Here is a 15,903-nt window from a genome sequence, read left to right on the forward strand (position 1 = left end):
TTATTGGTGAAGTGCTCTAAAATGAACCTATTTTGTTTCTTCATCATAATCAACATCAACCACTTTGTGGTCTTGTTTAAAAAATGTATCATCATGGACACTTTTGACCTGAGTCACTGGAGGTTCTTCCTCCTTTACCGTTGCTTCTGAATAACTCCGATAATAATTCTCTTCTTTTCGTTTATAGCTCTCTCCAGTGGTTCCAGAGAAAAGCGGACGTATAAGCCGCCTATAGATATACCAAATACCAAACCCCAACAGTATGTAAGGCAACAAGGTAATGGCAAAAGATATTACAAAGAAAATTATCACAATGCTTATCAGAAACCCTACTAAACTCTGTCCTCTCATTTTCATCTTCTCCCTCAGTTTTCTTGAACTATGTCCTCATTCTAACGGAAGAAGATTAAATGAGCATTAAAGGTCCTTACAGTTTAGAATACGCTACAGCAACTTTTGCAGCAACTTCTGCATTGTTGAATACCAACTGGATATTTGATTCAAGAGAATCTCCTCCAGTTATTTCCTTTATTTTTGCAAGAAGGAATGGGGTTGTCTCTTTACCTTTAATCCCTTTCTCATTCGCTTCAACGACTGCATCTTCAATGACCTTTGTGATGAAAGCCTCGTCCATGGAGTAGTTTTCCGGAATCGGATTTGCAATGAGTGCTCCTCCATGAAGCCCAAGTGACCATTTGGTTTTCAGAACTGATGCCATCTCTTCTGGTGTGTCAATTCGATAGTCCACTGGGAAACCGCTCTTTCTGGTATAAAAAGCTGGAAGCTCTTTTGTGCCATAACCAAATACAGGCACACCTTTGGTTTCAAGATATTCAAGTGTTAATCCGATATCGAGGATGGATTTTGCACCAGCACATACTACAGCAACGTCAGTAGCCGCCAGCTCTTCTAAATCCGCGGAAATGTCCATGGTTGTTTCAGCGCCTCTATGTACACCACCGATACCACCTGTAGCGAAAATCTTGATCCCCGCCATATCGGCAATGATCATTGTGGAAGCAACTGTGGTCGCACCATCTTTCTTCATAGAAACAATGTAAGGGATATCCCTTCTGGAGACCTTTGCAACATCAGGAGCTTTCCCCATATAATCGATCTCTTCTTTTGTAAGCCCTGCTTTCAGAACGCCACCAATAATACCGATGGTTGCAGGTATTGCTCCGTTTTCTCTGATGATTTCTTCCACTCGAAGGGCAGTTTCAACATTTTTGGGATATGGCATACCATGAGATATAATCGTGGACTCCAATGCCACCACTGGCTTTCCGTTTTCTAACGCTTCCTTTACTTCCTGGCTTGTAACTACATACTGATTCATTTCATTTCCTCCACTTTTTTCATTATTTTTCTGATTTCACTTTCGGACAGGTCCGGATTAATGGTTTCATAAGCATTCATTGCCATGACGGATGCTCCAATGGCGAATCTCACCTTATCCTTGATTGGAAAACCATGGAGCTCTGAGTACACTAAAGCTGCCTGAAATGCATCTCCAGCTCCCGTGGCATTCTTCGGTGTCATCTTTGGTGCTTTCATCATCCCGTTCTTTAGACCATCGCTATAAAAAACCCCTTCTGGTCCCAGTGTGATAAAAACATTCTTAACCCCTTCAGAATGGAAAAACCCGCAGGCCTTCTCCAAGTCATGGTAATCTTGGATAGCGATGCCTGATAGAGCTTCTGCTTCCAGCCTGTTTGGTTTTATGGTATGGAATGCCCCAATGACACTCTTTGCTCGCAATGCTTTTGTATGGGATACGGTATCCAAAAACAGATCGTTCTCCTTGAATAAATCTACCCCATATCGGAAGATCTCCTCTTCCAAGTTCGTATCAAATACGATCACCTGACTTTTAAGAATCACTTGTTTAGAATCCTCCAGATATTTTCTGTCCAGCTTCTTGAAAATATTCATCGAAGCAATGGCCAGATCCATATCATTTTCATGGTCAAGAATGGCCAGATACGTACCAGTACCTTCCTCCTGCACTCTCTTCACATGGCTCATATCGATCCCTATTTTTTCTGATTCTTTGATGATCTGATCTCCATAGATGTCTTCACCAACGACAGTGAACATTTTGGTATGTGTACCTAGTCTTGCAAGATTCTCTGCTATATTTCTGCCTACGCCGCCCAGGGAGACTTTTACGCCACCCGGATTAGAATCCTGACGTTTCAGTTCATGAAATGGATAACCAACAATATCCATGTTGGCACCACCTATGACTGACACGTGATCTCTCTCATCAACCACATAGCCTCGACCTCTTATGATACCTTTTCTCGTGAGATTGGTGATATGGACAGCTACGGAGGACCTTGTGATTTGCAGTGCTTCCGCAATTTCTTGCTGTGATACAAACGGATTCTTCTTGATGATTTCAATAATCTCGAATTCTCTCTGTGTAATTTTGATCACCCCTAAATAAGCTAATGCTTAATTAATAAGCTTATGCTTGTATTATAATGTAAGATCATACCAGAATCAAGAGTTTCCATAAAAAATAACCGCAGAAAACTGCGGTTTATCGTTTAATATCTACAAGGAGCCTCTTATACTCCTCGTGTAACTCTATCAGGTTGTCTTTCGTTTCAGATGTGATATCTCCCGAAATCATTTGAGCAATTGAATTCTCAACATTCTTCAGCACTCCTAATGTCTCATACTTTGCCAAATAGGTTTCAGGAGGCAATGCAAGCTCTTCCACCAGGACATTTAGTGTGGCGCTTCGTTCTTTAAGGTCATATACATCAGACACATCCAGGACTTTATTCACTATCCCATTGAAAACATCTCCTAGTCCCAGACCTTTCATGAATCTGTTGACACGAAGCGTCGTCAGGTGCGCGATATTCTCTTCTATGAGCTTGCTCTGATTTTCATAGCTTTCCACAACTGTATTAAACTTCTCCCGATAGTTCTCCAACTGTTTCAGCTCTTCAGCCAAGGCTTGCTGCTGCTTTTCTATCTCCGCTTGAGCGATACGTTCTTGTTGGGTATCCACAGCAATTTTTACTGCATTATACGCTACAAACACAAACAAAGCCAGCAGAATAACCAATGTCATGCGCATTATGATGGACTTTTTAGGCTTATTGAGTTCATGATCTGGATCATAGATCCCATCCTCGTCCGGTCTTTTTCTTAGTTCATTAAACGGACGGCTTTCATCTTTTACAAACTGCGGATTGTGATCTTGTGTCCGAGAACTTATGAACTTTTGATGATCCGAGCTATATCCGCCCAGAGTAACTTTTTTACCAGTTAAAGGAGAACCACACTGGTTACAGTACTTGCTTCCTTCAACATTGCCATGTCCACAAATCGAACACTTCAAAATCCATCACCTACTTTATTATTACTTCCACTATACACCAGTGACATTATACGATTCTTTGTAAAGCATAAACTTTTCCTTAAAAGTGAATCTGTCTGAAGCAAAACATCTTGCAATGAAAAAGACCAGATATCACAATATCTGATCCATTCTTTCTTGTATTATCCAAGTGCAACATCCAGGATCATCATGATGGTAAAACCTACCATGACCCCCATGGTTGCATAGTCCGAGTTATTGTTTGACTGCGCCTCAGGTATCAATTCTTCCACAACCACATAAATCATTGCACCAGCCGCAAAGCACAGGGCAAACGGTAGAATACTTCTCATGCTTAGAACAAGCAGAGCACCCAAAACACCTGCAATGGGCTCAACGATTCCAGAAGCCTGACCATAAAGAAATGCTTTTGATCTGCTCATCCCTTCACGCCTGAGTGGAATGGAAACGGCTGCCCCTTCAGGAAAATTCTGAAGCCCGATACCAATGGCAAGGGCAATGGCTCCCATGAGGCTCGAGGATTCAATTCCGGCTGCTACAGCCCCAAAAGCCACCCCCACTGCCAGCCCTTCTGGAATATTGTGGAGAGTTATGGCTAGAACCAGCAAAACACTTCTCTGCCAGGATGTTTTAGGACCTTCCTTCACTTTGGGACCTAATCCAAGATGCATATGAGGAAGAGTCTTATCTACTATAAATAGAAACAGCCCGCCTGACATGAATCCCATGGCCGCCATAAGCCATGGATTGAATCCCATTTCTTCAGCCAGGTCAATGCCCGGACTAATCAGAGACCAGAAACTTGCAGCAATCATTACACCTGCGGCAAACCCCAACATCGTATCAAACACTTTTTTATGAATGGTTTTAAAGAAGAAAACCAGCGCTGATCCCAAGGCTGTAACTCCCCATGTAAACAACGTGGCATATAAGGCCTGAATGGTGGGATCGAAACGTTCAAAGAATGCAACCATAGGCTCACCTCAACTTCCAGATAGTATGTGTTTATCCTTCGAAATCTTCATGGAACTCTGCATTATGATAAACATTATCCACATCTTCATCTTCCAGCAGCTTATCCACTAATTTTTGGAACAGGATGGATGTTTCTATATCCAATGACGTAGTCACGTTGGGAATCATAGTCACTTCACCTTCGAGGATTTCAATTCCTGCTTCTGAAATCGCTGCTTTTACAGCATCAAATGCTTCAGGCTCCGTAATGATTTCTAGAACCTCCTCTTCGGAAGTCATATCCTCAGCCCCACTTTCCAGCGCAAGCATCATGATTTCTTCTTCATCCAATTCTTCCGTCTTCTCGATGACAATCTGGCCCTTCTTATTGAACATAAACATAACTGAACCGGAAGTCCCTAGATTCCCACCGAACTTATCAAAGATATGTCTTACATTTCCTGCTGTTCTGTTCTTATTGTCCGTATAAGCTTCCACAATCACTGCTACGCCATTGGGGCCATATCCTTCATAAACCATGTCTTCGTAATTCGCGCTGTTTACATCGCCCGCAGCTTTCTTCAGCAATCTTGTGATGTTATCATTTGGCATGTTGGCTGCTTTCGCCTTCAGTATCACATCCCGCAGCTTTGCGTTGGTTTCTGGATTTGTTCCATCCTTCGCTGCCATCATCAGCTCCTTGCCGATTTTAGTAAAAATCTTTCCTCTTTTGGCATCTACCTTGCTTTTTTTCGCTTGAATATTATGCCACTTAGAATGTCCTGACATATCAATCACCCTCCATTTTCTTACAATCCACTATTATAGCACTCCTGCTAGCCTTCTTCAAACTCTTTATAGAGCCGCTGCTCCATCTTGTAGTATAAAGACGCATCTGAAACGGAGATTCTTGCATGGCTGGATGTAAGGTTGACTATATCGCTTTTTAGTATAGGCAGCACAGTTTCTTCAATGTAGATCTTCAGTGTAACCTCTGATGTGTACACAATCTCTTCTGTCTCAATCTGCTGCTCCCTCAAATAGTATTGAACCTTCCCTAAAAGATCATATTCAATGTGCAGGTCCACTTCAAAACCTATAACCCTCTCCACAATACCAGAAGCTTTTACAGCATCCGATGCTCCTTTCACATAAGCTCTAGTTAAGCCGCCAGCTCCAAGGAGAATCCCGCCAAAGTATCTTGTGACAACAACGCACACATTTCTTAAGTCATTTTTCTTAAGAACCTCGAGTATGGGAATCCCCCCCGTACCTTGCGGTTCACCATCATCGCTGTATCTTTGAACATTCATGTTCTCGCCAATGGTGTAGGCATACACATGGTGCCTCGCATCTTTATACTTCGCTTTGATCTCATCAATAAAAGCTCTTGCCTCCTCTTCTGAGAAAACCCGTTTACAAGCTCCTATAAAAGTAGATTTCTTTTCTACAAATTCTGACTCTGATTTTCGTAAAACCGTTTTATATCCCATTACAGCCAGTACACGTTCTCCTTTATAAGTTCTTTTCCAGAAGGTGTCTTCACTTCTCTGAAGTCTCTTTTTAAAAGATTCTTGTGATGAAGAAGGTTCAGAATGCCTTCCATCTGAATATCGAAGTTCTGGAACAGATGGTCTGCAATGATCTCCCTCGCGCTCATTGGTTGCGATTTTTCTCTGAAGTACTGAAGAATCACTTCGGAAGCTTCTGTAATTTCCTGATCTATGGTCTGTTTCAGGTACTTGTTCACCTGTCTTATTTTTATCTCCAGATTTTCGCCGGAAACCAGGTACTGGTACTTTTCCTGATAGCCTGGATCAAGGCCTGCAGCCATCCCTATGGTGTCTTTGGAGATCATATATCCTCTGGAGTTGACATAAACAGAAGCGTAGAGCTCCATGGACTCCAGGACGGAATTGTATGCGCCATAATAGTTTCTGTTATGAAGAAACTTATCTGTCGCATCTATGCTTTTAATGAGTTTTCCCAAGTAAGACAGTGTCCATTTTCTTCTGTCCATTTCAGGATAAAATCTGCATTGGTTATAATGCTCTGTAATATCACTGTCTTTCGAGAAAACAAGCTTGGAAGAGGAAAAAATTCTATGAATATAACTTCCCTTCACCTCAAGCCCTTTTAAAGTCATGAACTCTTTCTTGCTCATCACCTTAAAATGCACCGGTACCCCATGTTCCATTGAATAGACATTTTCGACGCCCTCTTCTTCACCATCATAAATCACAAAGAAATCAATATCTGAGTTTTCCCAAAGATCTCCATTGACAATACTGCCAAAAACAAAAGCTGCCAGAATATCTCGTGTATCGCTCATACTCTTGGTTACTTCATGATAAACTCTCTGATATTCAATGATTAGATTCTTCATGGTCTCCTCCTTCAATGATAAAGGGTTCAAATTTCACAAAGTCCTTTTTCAGAATCTTGGCTTTGATCTTCGTTCCCAGTTCCTCATAGGATTCCTGAAGCAGCACACCACTCTCGTGTACAGATGAAATGAGTTTCTGCTGGTCATATGGTATGAGCGCTTCTATTTCCAGCAAATGATCTGGAAGAACTTCATTAAACAGCTCCATCAGTTCTTTCAGATTCGTTCCATTTTTTGCAGATATCTCAATGATAGGATACTTCCCATGGTATAGTTCTTCCACCTGCTCCGTGACATAACTCTTCCCTTTATCAATTTTATTGATGGCAATGATCTTTCTAGTTTCACCAGCACCAATTTCATTGAGCACTTCATCCACTGCAACTGCTTGTTTCAGACAGTCATCCACTGACCCGTCAATCACATGAACCAAGAGATCGGAATAGATTACTTCTTCCAGTGTGGATTTAAATGCTTCCACAAGATCATGGGGAAGCTTTCTGACAAATCCTACCGTATCCGTTAACGTCACCACTCTATTATTTTCAAGACTTAATGCTCTTGTAGTTGTATCCAGTGTCGCAAAGAGCATATCCTTTTCCAAAACCTTTTCTTTCACCACCGCATCTTTTGACGCAATATCAGCCAAAGCATTTCTGAGCGTGGATTTACCTGAATTGGTATACCCCACTAGAGAGATTCTTGGAATCTCATTCTGATTTCGGTTTTCTCTCTGGACGCCTCTAATGGCCACAACTTTTTTCAGTTCGTTTCTTAGATCATTCACTCTCTCTCGGATCTTCCGACGGTCAATCTCCAGTTTCTGTTCACCAGGTCCTCTCGTTCCAATGCCTCCACCTGTTCTGGACATAACCGTACCAAGACCAATAAGTCTCGACATTCTATATTTCAACTGAGCTAGTTCCACCTGAAGCTTCGCTTCTTTACTTCTGGCTCTTTTCGCAAATATCTCAAGAATCAACGTCGTTCGGTCAATGACTTTCACCCCAAGCTCATCCTCAAGGTTTCTGATCTGACTGCCTGACAGTTCATCATCAGCGATGACCATATTGCTTCTTGAAAGCTGCAGTGCATCTCTGATTTCAGACACTTTACCCTTGCCGACATAATAAGCATTATCCTGGGTTGCTCTCTTCTGATACAGGAGTTCTCCTACAGAAACCTCTGCAGCTTTTGCCAGTTCCCGAAGCTCATATAGACTTTCTTCCGAATCTAGCCCGATAAGGACTGCCCGCTCTTCTTCCTCTTCCAAATCTTCCGCATCCAGAAGAAGACCCTCATTAAAGAGGATCCGATCAATGATATTGAATCTTTGGGCTTCCTCTACACTGAGGGGTTTTGTGGCTTCCACATGAATTCTCTGATTCTCTACTGTAAGAAAGCCCATGACCACTTCTGGTGCTTCCTTGACGCCTATGGCAACTATTGCATCCAGTTTCATTTTTACCAGTGCTGAAATATCCAGTGCTGAAAGATTCGGATTGCCGTTGGGATGTGTATGAACGACCCTTACTCTTGAGAGTTTGTTGTCCCTTAAGTCCACCAAAGGCATAGAAACAGTGCTGCTGTCACCTATGGTGACTTCCAGCACCTTTCCCTTACGGTCAATAAGCACACTGACTTCACGGTTGAGCTCTTCAGTGGCTTTCGTCATGATATGGATAATATCATCATTCAAAAATGAGTATTTTTCTGTTTTTATATCAAAAATTGCTTCCAGTTCTTCTAGGATACGCTTCCGTACACCTTCAATATTTCCAGTAATCACAAGATTTCCTCCTTTTTTTCAAGGTTCTTGACATATTCACATCAATTATATATTATTTACTTTAATATGTACACTTTGAAAGGAAACGGTGAATGAAGCTCATGGAAAACAAAGAGAGAAATATTCTCATATCAGCTGAGGAGATTCAGGATAAGGTTAAGATTGTAGGAGCACAAATTACTGAGGACTATAAAGGTAAAAAACTGTATGTTCTGTCTCTGCTTAGAGGTAGTTTCATTTTCACAGCGGATCTTGTGCGTGCCATCGATTTAGACACAACCATCGGCTTTATGACAACTTCATCTTATGGACACAGCGAAACATCCAATGGCAGCTGTAAGGTTGTAAATGATGTGCCTGACAACATTGAAGGCTATGATGTGCTCATTGTGGATGATATCATCGATACCGGAATCACCATGGAGTTTGTCGTAGAGTATGTCAAAGCCAAAGGCGCGAATTCAGTAAAGACCTGTACCCTGTTAGATAAGCCATCCAGAAGAAAAGTCGACATTACTGCAGATTACTGCTGCTTCGAAATCGAAGATGTCTTCGTTGTTGGCTATGGCCTGAACTATGGGGATTTCTATCGAAACATCCCTTATGTTTTCAACTGGAAATAGTTCTAGAAGAGAATTGTCAAGGAATCTTAAGAGTTTAATAAAGATGCTCTACTTCAAGGTAGAGCATCTTTTATGCTATAATACTTAGGTAAATATTCTACGGAGGTAAGATGATGGTAAGTAAGCCAAATACGCGAAAGAACGCCAAAAGCAACTCCTTCACCTATTTCGCGAAATTCGTAAAGTTCTTTTTTATTTTGTTTATGATTATAACAATGGCAGGTTCACTCTATGTGGCCAAAATTGTCCTTGATATTGCAGAAGAAGCTCCTGAAGTATCCATCAACCGCTTTCTCTCTTTAAATGAGCCCAGTATTGTGCTGGATGATGAAGGCAATCAGATGGACCTGATCCATACCGATGAGGTTCGTTTCCCCATCGCTTTGGAAGACATGGGGCAGAATATCATTGACGCATTCATTTCCATTGAGGATGAACGTTTTGAAAAACATAAAGGTGTGGATTACAGAAGAACGATAGGTGTTACTCTTCGAGACATAATAGGTCAGGTCACCGGCAATAGAGACATGCAGGGTGGTTCCACACTGACGCAGCAGATTATCAAGAATACTTTCCTCACAAGAGAGCAGAAGTATGAAAGAAAAATCAAGGAAATCTTCATGGCCCTTCGCGCAGAGAAAATGCTGACAAAAGATCAGATTCTGGAAACATATCTCAACAGCATCTTCCTGGGCGGTCGAGCCAACGGTGTGGAAGCGGCAGCCAGACAGTACTTTAATAAGTCCTCAAAAGACCTGACTGTAATCGAAGCTGCCTATATCGCGGGCACAACCCAAAGCCCAACAAACTTTTATGCATTCTCACAAAGCTCCACGGCAAATCCGCAAAAGTACATCAACCGTACTCAGCTTGTCCTGAACGCTATGAGAGACAACAAGAAGATCACTGAAGAAGAGCATGCGCAGTATACAGAACAGCTGAACTCTGCACTGATAGATCCTGATGAAAAAATCGCAAAAGGCGAAGAATTGCGCCTGAAATTTGAATCAGGAGAAATCACTGAAGAAGAATACAACTACCAGACGGATGTGTTAGAAACGGGAATTGTGTTCAACCAGACCAGTATCGTGTCTGACAAATACAATTATGAATACTTCACCCGTCCAGTCCTTGACCAGGTCAAAGCTGATCTTAAGGAAGTCAAAGGATATACCGACGAAGAAATTGAGCAAATGATTGCCTATGGGGGATTGGTCATTCACTCCACCATGGACAGAGATGCACAGGAATATGCTCAATCCGTTCTCTCTGACTTTGAAAATGTAAAAGCAGAATATGTTCTCGTATTGGAAGAAGAAGATAAAGCAACGGGAACCATTGTGGAGAAAGAAGACAGAAGAGAGGCCGAAGCCGCTTTCTCTGCAGTAGATTATAAGAGCGGTCAGGTTAAAGTCCTCGTGGGAGGACGTGATGCCTCAACCCCTGGAACAAAAAACAGAAGCTATTATTCTGATACCTTTGGTGTTTTGGGTGTTCTTAGAGGATTAGGTTCTGCCACAAAACCCCTTACCGTTTATGGCCCTGCACTGGAGTCTGGTACTATCACTTTAGGGTATGCAGCTCTTGATGAGCAGTTTAAGAGGCCTCAGGACAACGCCATCTTGAACTCCATCAATGTACCTGGTAACCGTACAAGTTATCCAAACAACGTGAATTTCCGATACACCGGTCCCACCACCATCCGAAAATCATTGGTGAACTCCTACAATACTGTAGCTATGAGAACTTTGTTAGGTTTAGGTGAGTATCAGTCAGTGGCCATGTCCTATGGAGAAAAATTCGGACTAGTATTTCCTAAGAATGAAGACGGCAGCAACAACCTCGGGCCAGTGGGTCCTGCCTATCTGTCCTTAGGACGTAATCAGCAAATGGACAAAGATGGCGCGAACCCCTTAATTGTTTCAGGTGCCTATGGTGCCTTCGGCAATAACGGTGTTGTCACTGAAAACATTCTTTATACGAAAGTCACAGATGCAGACGGAAGAATCATTTTAGAAAAAATTCCAGAGTCCACTCAGGTTCTCTCCGCGCAAAATGCTTATTTACTCTATGATGTGATGAAAGATGTAGTGAAAAACAATGTACCAAGTACAAGACTGACCTCCATGCCATTGGCCGGTAAGACAGGTACCAACACGAAAGGAGATCAAAGCGATCAGATTGACCTTTGGTTTGCAGGTGTCTCTCCTTATTACTCAGCAACCATATGGTTTGGAAATGACTATAACTCCCGTCTCCTGATTCCAGGAACTGATCGGGGTATTTCCTCCTATTCCACTCAGTATGCCTATGGAAAGATTATGGCATACCTTCATGAAGGACTTGAGGTAAAAGATATCGCAAGACCATCCGGACTAACAAGTGCGTCCTTCTGCTTTGTGTCAGGTGGAATCCCCAATGAGCAGTGCTACATTGAAAACACTGTGGCATCTGACCTTTTTGTCAGTGGCACACAGCCAAAACAAGTATGTACTGTTCATACCTATGAACCACCTGTAATTGACCCGATTCCGGAAGAGCCAGAAACTCCAGCTCAGACTCCTGGAAATCCGGGTAACGGCAATGGAAACGGCAACGGCAACTAATTCCTAAACCGATGAAAACAGGACCTCTGAGAAGAAAACTTTTCAGAGGTCCTATTTGTTTATACAGCTTCTGCTGTATACTGGAGTAGATGGCATCAGGATGAAAGAAGGTGGATTATGAAAACAAAAGAACAGATCCTATTGGAAACCATAGAAAATGCAACACTTGAAGAAATCATTGAGTTATCAGAAGAACTGCATCCTGTAGATCTGCTTGAAGCCCTGCAGGACTATGAAGGAAACTCAAAAGATCTTCTGGATAAATTCCCCGATGAGTATATTGCCATGGTCATTGATGAAGCAGAGCTGGACGAAAAATATGAAATCCTTTCTTTGTTTCCTCAAAAACAGAAACAGGAGATCATCTCAGAAATGTCCTCCGATGAACTGGCCGATATGCTTGGAACCATCGATGAGGAAAGTCAGCGTAATTTGCTGGATGGGATGGAAGAGGACTATCGGGAGGAGATGGAAGAACTACTCTCCTATAGCCCAGAGACCGCTGGTGGTCTTATGGCTACAGAATACATCGCTGTGAAAGAGTCCATGTCCATTGACGAGACATTGAAGTTTCTGAGAGATATTTCACCAAATGCAGAAACACCGTATTACATCTATGTTACGGATGACCATAAAGTGCTAAAAGGTATTGTCCCCATCCGAAGCATTTTGATTTCTGAACCAAAAGCCCTGGTTAAAGACGTCATGGTACAAAATGTCACGACCATTCCCATTGACATGGACCAGGAGGAAGTTTCCAACTTATTCCAGAAATACGGCTATATGGCAATGCCTGTTGTGGATTCAGATCAGATTCTTATGGGGGTCATTACTCTGGATGATATCATTGAAGTCATGTCTGATGAGCACACAGAAGATTTGTATCGTCTTGCTGGACTGGATGAAGAAGAAGAAGTGGACGGGACCATACTGGACTCTATCAAGAGCAGACTTCCCTGGCTTATTGTAAACCTTGGAACTGCAATGCTCGCTTCTACAGTAGTGAGGCTTTTTGATGACACCATCGGTAAAGTAGTCGCACTGGCTGTGTTTATGCCTATTGTCGCAGGTATGGGTGGAAATGCGGGAACGCAAACCCTTACACTTATTGTAAGGGGAATCGCATTGGGCGAGATAGACTTTGAAAACAAGAAAGAGATCTTGAAAAAGGAAAGTCTGGTAGGTTTGATTCACGGAGTAATTTTGGGACTCATCGTTGCCCTAATCGCAGGACTCTGGGAGCAAAATCTTGTCTTTGGTTTTGTCATTGGTGCAGCAATGCTTCTGAATATGGTAATTGCAGCATTGGCTGGATTTTTCATCCCTCTTCTATTAAAGAAACTGAACATCGATCCCGCCCTGGCTTCGTCTGTTTTTGTCACAACCATGACTGATGTACTTGGGTTTTCAATATTCCTTGGACTTGCTACGGTTTTAATCCGTTATCTGATATAACAAAAGCTCCTTCTTCAATGAAGGAGCTTTTGTTATATCAATATCCGAGTTCTGTCGGCAGTATCAGAACTTCAATTCGATCTTTGACACTTTGACGCTTGATCAAGGTATATTCACTGCAGATGCGATCTTTAGCATTGCATTCTGTGCAGCTGCCCAGTTTTGTGCAGGGAGTATCCCGGTTGAGTTTTACATTATTTGCAGGAGCTGCGATGGATCTGATTCTGCCTACAGCTTCCTCTTCTGTATCCACAATTTTGTTTAAGCCAATGATCACAAACACTTTATCTGGACCAAAAAGCATTGCTGCAACTCGATTCCCAACATGGTCAATATTATAAAGGTGTCCATCAAGGGTAATTGCATTGGTCGAAGTAAAATAAAAGTCTGCAAAAAAGCTGTTTCTGAATACTTCCTTTCTTCCTTCCATGGACAAACCTTCCTCATAACGGTCAAAAAACGTTACATTTCTGGTTCTTAAATATTCAATAACACCAACCTCAAAAAGTGTCTGAGAACCTCCTACAGCCACCTTTACCCCATCTGGAATCTGCTGATTCATATACTCTTGAAGGGCCTCACGGTCTTTTAGAAAAGTTCCCTTCATCTGGTTTTTTTCCAGGTTCTTCATAAGTCTCTCAACTTTCATTTGCCATACTGCACTAAGATGCTGATCCATTTAAACTCCCCCTTTTTATATACAACTATTATACCGTATCTTTTTCGCTTTGGGAGTAGTATTGATTTTCTTCTTACCAAACTTCTTCAATACAGCAATTAAGTATGATACAATTTAATCGGAATGATATTAGGAGGGAACGAATGATTGCTATTGTATCACCTTCAAAAACAATGAAGGAAGAAAACAGAAAAATACGAACCACAAGTCCAAAATTTATTTCTGAAACTGATATCCTCGCAGAGGAGCTGAAAAACTACAGTATCTCAGATCTTGAAAGGCTCATGGGCATCAGTGAAGATCTGGCTATACTGAACTATGAGCGCTTTCAGAATTATTCTCATGCTGCTGAATATCCTGCATTATTTCTATTCAGAGGGGACGTGTTCAGAGGGATCGATGCAGATACACTTACTCAAGAAGAGATCCAATATCTCAATAAGCACCTTCGTATTCTTTCAGGATTATACGGTGTGCTGAAGCCCCTGGATCGAATGAAACCTTACCGACTGGAAATGGGCACAAAGCTTAAGAACATCCGTGGAAAGGATCTGTACTCATTTTGGGGAGATCAAATCAAATTATTGTTGGAAAAAGAATCGAAAGATCAGATCTTGATCAATCTAGCCTCAAAAGAATATGCAAAAGCAGCCAGACTACATGAGAGTAAGCTCATCGTTTATGATGTTGAGTTTAGAGAGAAAAAGAATGGAGCATATCCGATCATCGCTTTCTATGCTAAAATTGCGCGGGGCGAGATGGCTCGCTTCATGGCGAAGAACAAAGTCCAGCGAATTGATCAGCTGAAAGAGTTCAACTACAGTGGATATGAATATAATGCAACCCTGTCAAGCGAGAAAACACTCATTTTTACAAGAGGTTAATAAGAACCCAAAGGCTCGGCCTTTGGGTTCTTAAACGCTCAACAGAAAATCGCTTAATACATGGTTTGAAAATTCTATACCCTTTTTTGTAAAACGAAGCACTTCAGGTGTATCTATAAGAAGTCCCGATTTCACATGTTTTTGAATACTTTTTTCATAATAAGACTCAATCGTCCGTTGAAATCGCACTTCAAATTTCTTCTTATCAAGACCACGCATCATACGCATCCCCATAAAAACGTACTCTTCCACTTCTTCTTCTTTCGTATTTTCATGTTTTCTGACTGAAGCGCTTCCTGTATTTTGGATCAACCGAATATAACCTTCTACGGTCTTTATGTTCTCCTGGCGCTCTCCATTGTAATACTCATGGGAGGAAGTTCCTGTCCCTATATAATCCTCACCTGACCAGTATCTGATATTATGCCTGCAGTACTTTCCATCTTTAGCATAGTTCGAAATCTCATACCGCTCATAACCATATTCGCCGAGTGTCCTCAAAATCATCTCGTTCATCTTTCGTTCCGTTTCCTCATCAGGAAGGAATAACTCATTTCTTTCTGCCCGATAGTAGAAAGGGGTGAACTCCTCTATAATCAGAGAATAGCAGGAAATGTGCTCTGGATTTAATTCAGCTACATCCGATAGAGTTTTTTGTAATATATTCAAGTTCTCATGTGGCAGTCCATAAATCAAATCAATATTGATGTTCATGAATCCCAAGTCTCGAAGCATTCTGTAGTTTTCTTCAAATTCCTTAAAGGTATGAATTCTGCCGATATCAAGCAGAATATTATCATTGCTTGATTGAAGTCCAATGGATAACCTATTGACCCCCATTTTTTTGATAACTTCAGCCTTTTCTCTTGTGATATTACCGGGGTTACATTCCATAGTAAACTCTACATCATCAGTCTTTTGAACTTCACTCAGAGTCTTTGCAAGTCTTTCCAGCTCTTCTTTTGATAGATATGAAGGAGTTCCACCTCCAATAAAGATGGTGTCAAAAAGCAATCCCTGGGTCTTATTTTGTATCTCGAGCTCCAATGCATCAAGATAATCATGAATCAGGTGGCTTTTCCCCTGGTAAGAGGCAAAATCGCAATAAAAACACTTCTGCTCACAAAAGGGGATATGAATATAAAGTCCTATTGGTTGCACTTCAT

15 protein-coding genes are annotated in these 15,903 nt (G+C 41.6%); 4 read left to right on the top strand and 11 right to left on the bottom strand.

Annotated features, from left to right (window positions below; genetic code table 11):
- Positions 1-27 precede the first annotated feature (27 nt).
- The 9 genes from BM243_RS03175 to hflX form a co-directional block, all read right to left on the bottom strand.
- A complete protein-coding gene (locus BM243_RS03175) occupies positions 28-351 on the bottom strand; it encodes a hypothetical protein (protein ID WP_074910224.1) in 324 nt (107 codons plus the stop codon).
- Positions 352-427: 76 nt separating this feature from the next.
- The gene (locus BM243_RS03180; RefSeq protein WP_074910226.1) at positions 428-1,339 is read right to left on the bottom strand and encodes a pseudouridine-5'-phosphate glycosidase; all 912 of its coding nucleotides are present in this window, start codon (positions 1,337-1,339) and stop codon (positions 428-430) included.
- The gene (locus BM243_RS03185; RefSeq protein ID WP_242943497.1) at positions 1,336-2,442 is read right to left on the bottom strand and encodes a PfkB family carbohydrate kinase; all 1,107 of its coding nucleotides are present in this window, start codon (positions 2,440-2,442) and stop codon (positions 1,336-1,338) included. Before BM243_RS03185 ends, BM243_RS03180 begins: the two co-directional genes overlap by 4 nt.
- 106 nt (positions 2,443-2,548) lie before the next feature.
- On the bottom strand, positions 2,549-3,361 hold the full coding sequence (locus BM243_RS03190; protein WP_074910229.1) for a zinc ribbon domain-containing protein: 813 nt from the start codon (positions 3,359-3,361) through the stop codon (positions 2,549-2,551).
- Between the two features lie 161 nt (positions 3,362-3,522).
- Entirely contained in the window at positions 3,523-4,335 is an 813-nt protein-coding gene (locus tag BM243_RS03195) for a ZIP family metal transporter (RefSeq protein ID WP_074910231.1), read from the bottom strand.
- Between the two features lie 31 nt (positions 4,336-4,366).
- On the bottom strand, positions 4,367-5,104 hold the full coding sequence (locus BM243_RS03200) for a YebC/PmpR family DNA-binding transcriptional regulator (RefSeq protein WP_074910234.1): 738 nt from the start codon (positions 5,102-5,104) through the stop codon (positions 4,367-4,369).
- Between the two features lie 47 nt (positions 5,105-5,151).
- A complete protein-coding gene (locus BM243_RS03205) occupies positions 5,152-5,808 on the bottom strand; it encodes a YigZ family protein (RefSeq protein WP_074910235.1) in 657 nt (218 codons plus the stop codon).
- Complete coding sequence (locus tag BM243_RS03210) at positions 5,808-6,701, bottom strand: nucleotidyltransferase domain-containing protein (protein WP_074910237.1); 894 nt, start codon at positions 6,699-6,701, stop codon at positions 5,808-5,810. Before BM243_RS03210 ends, BM243_RS03205 begins: the two co-directional genes overlap by 1 nt.
- On the bottom strand, positions 6,682-8,490 hold the full coding sequence (gene hflX, locus BM243_RS03215; RefSeq protein ID WP_074910240.1) for a GTPase HflX: 1,809 nt from the start codon (positions 8,488-8,490) through the stop codon (positions 6,682-6,684). Before hflX ends, BM243_RS03210 begins: the two co-directional genes overlap by 20 nt.
- 101 nt (positions 8,491-8,591) lie before the next feature.
- Here hflX and hpt point away from each other — a divergent pair, with 101 nt between their 5' ends.
- From hpt to mgtE, 3 genes are all read left to right on the top strand, one after another.
- Positions 8,592-9,113 (top strand): hypoxanthine phosphoribosyltransferase, encoded by a 522-nt coding sequence (gene hpt / locus BM243_RS03220; protein ID WP_074910923.1) that lies wholly within the window; start codon positions 8,592-8,594, stop codon positions 9,111-9,113.
- 110 nt (positions 9,114-9,223) lie between these two features.
- Positions 9,224-11,719 carry a transglycosylase domain-containing protein gene (locus BM243_RS03225; protein WP_083422576.1) on the top strand — a complete coding sequence of 832 codons (2,496 nt, stop codon included), beginning with the start codon at positions 9,224-9,226 and terminating at the stop codon, positions 11,717-11,719.
- A gap of 117 nt (positions 11,720-11,836) precedes the next feature.
- Positions 11,837-13,174 (top strand): magnesium transporter, encoded by a 1,338-nt coding sequence (gene mgtE / locus BM243_RS03230; protein ID WP_074910245.1) that lies wholly within the window; start codon positions 11,837-11,839, stop codon positions 13,172-13,174.
- 37 nt (positions 13,175-13,211) lie between these two features.
- On the opposite strand, the gene BM243_RS03235 is transcribed toward mgtE, so the two are convergent.
- Positions 13,212-13,853, bottom strand: a complete 642-nt coding sequence (locus BM243_RS03235) for a lactate utilization protein (protein ID WP_074910248.1) — start codon at positions 13,851-13,853, stop codon at positions 13,212-13,214.
- Between the two features lie 143 nt (positions 13,854-13,996).
- Between BM243_RS03235 and yaaA the strand changes: the two genes are divergently transcribed.
- A complete protein-coding gene (gene yaaA / locus BM243_RS03240) occupies positions 13,997-14,737 on the top strand; it encodes a peroxide stress protein YaaA (RefSeq protein ID WP_074910249.1) in 741 nt (246 codons plus the stop codon).
- 30 nt (positions 14,738-14,767) lie between these two features.
- Here yaaA and hemW read toward each other — a convergent pair whose 3' ends face one another.
- A complete protein-coding gene (hemW, locus tag BM243_RS03245; protein WP_074910252.1) occupies positions 14,768-15,898 on the bottom strand; it encodes a radical SAM family heme chaperone HemW in 1,131 nt (376 codons plus the stop codon).
- Between the last annotated feature and the right edge of the window lie 5 nt (positions 15,899-15,903).

The sequence above is a fragment of the Proteiniclasticum ruminis genome (assembly GCF_900115135.1).
Classification (GTDB): domain Bacteria; phylum Bacillota; class Clostridia; order Clostridiales; family Clostridiaceae; genus Proteiniclasticum; species Proteiniclasticum ruminis_A.

What these genes read in the sequence shown, in the direction of transcription:
- BM243_RS03175 (WP_074910224.1), bottom strand. Translation starts at nt 351, where the DNA reads ATGAGAGGACAGAGTTTAGTAGGGTTTCTGATAAGCATTGTGATAATT.
- BM243_RS03180 (WP_074910226.1), bottom strand. Translation starts at nt 1,339, where the DNA reads ATGAATCAGTATGTAGTTACAAGCCAGGAAGTAAAGGAAGCGTTAGAA.
- BM243_RS03195 (WP_074910231.1), bottom strand. Translation starts at nt 4,335, where the DNA reads ATGGTTGCATTCTTTGAACGTTTCGATCCCACCATTCAGGCCTTATAT.
- BM243_RS03200 (WP_074910234.1), bottom strand. Translation starts at nt 5,104, where the DNA reads ATGTCAGGACATTCTAAGTGGCATAATATTCAAGCGAAAAAAAGCAAG.
- BM243_RS03205 (WP_074910235.1), bottom strand. Translation starts at nt 5,808, where the DNA reads ATGGGATATAAAACGGTTTTACGAAAATCAGAGTCAGAATTTGTAGAA.
- BM243_RS03210 (WP_074910237.1), bottom strand. Translation starts at nt 6,701, where the DNA reads ATGAAGAATCTAATCATTGAATATCAGAGAGTTTATCATGAAGTAACC.
- hpt (WP_074910923.1), top strand. Translation starts at nt 8,592, where the DNA reads ATGGAAAACAAAGAGAGAAATATTCTCATATCAGCTGAGGAGATTCAG.
- BM243_RS03225 (WP_083422576.1), top strand. Translation starts at nt 9,224, where the DNA reads ATGATGGTAAGTAAGCCAAATACGCGAAAGAACGCCAAAAGCAACTCC.
- mgtE (WP_074910245.1), top strand. Translation starts at nt 11,837, where the DNA reads ATGAAAACAAAAGAACAGATCCTATTGGAAACCATAGAAAATGCAACA.
- BM243_RS03235 (WP_074910248.1), bottom strand. Translation starts at nt 13,853, where the DNA reads ATGGATCAGCATCTTAGTGCAGTATGGCAAATGAAAGTTGAGAGACTT.
- yaaA (WP_074910249.1), top strand. Translation starts at nt 13,997, where the DNA reads ATGATTGCTATTGTATCACCTTCAAAAACAATGAAGGAAGAAAACAGA.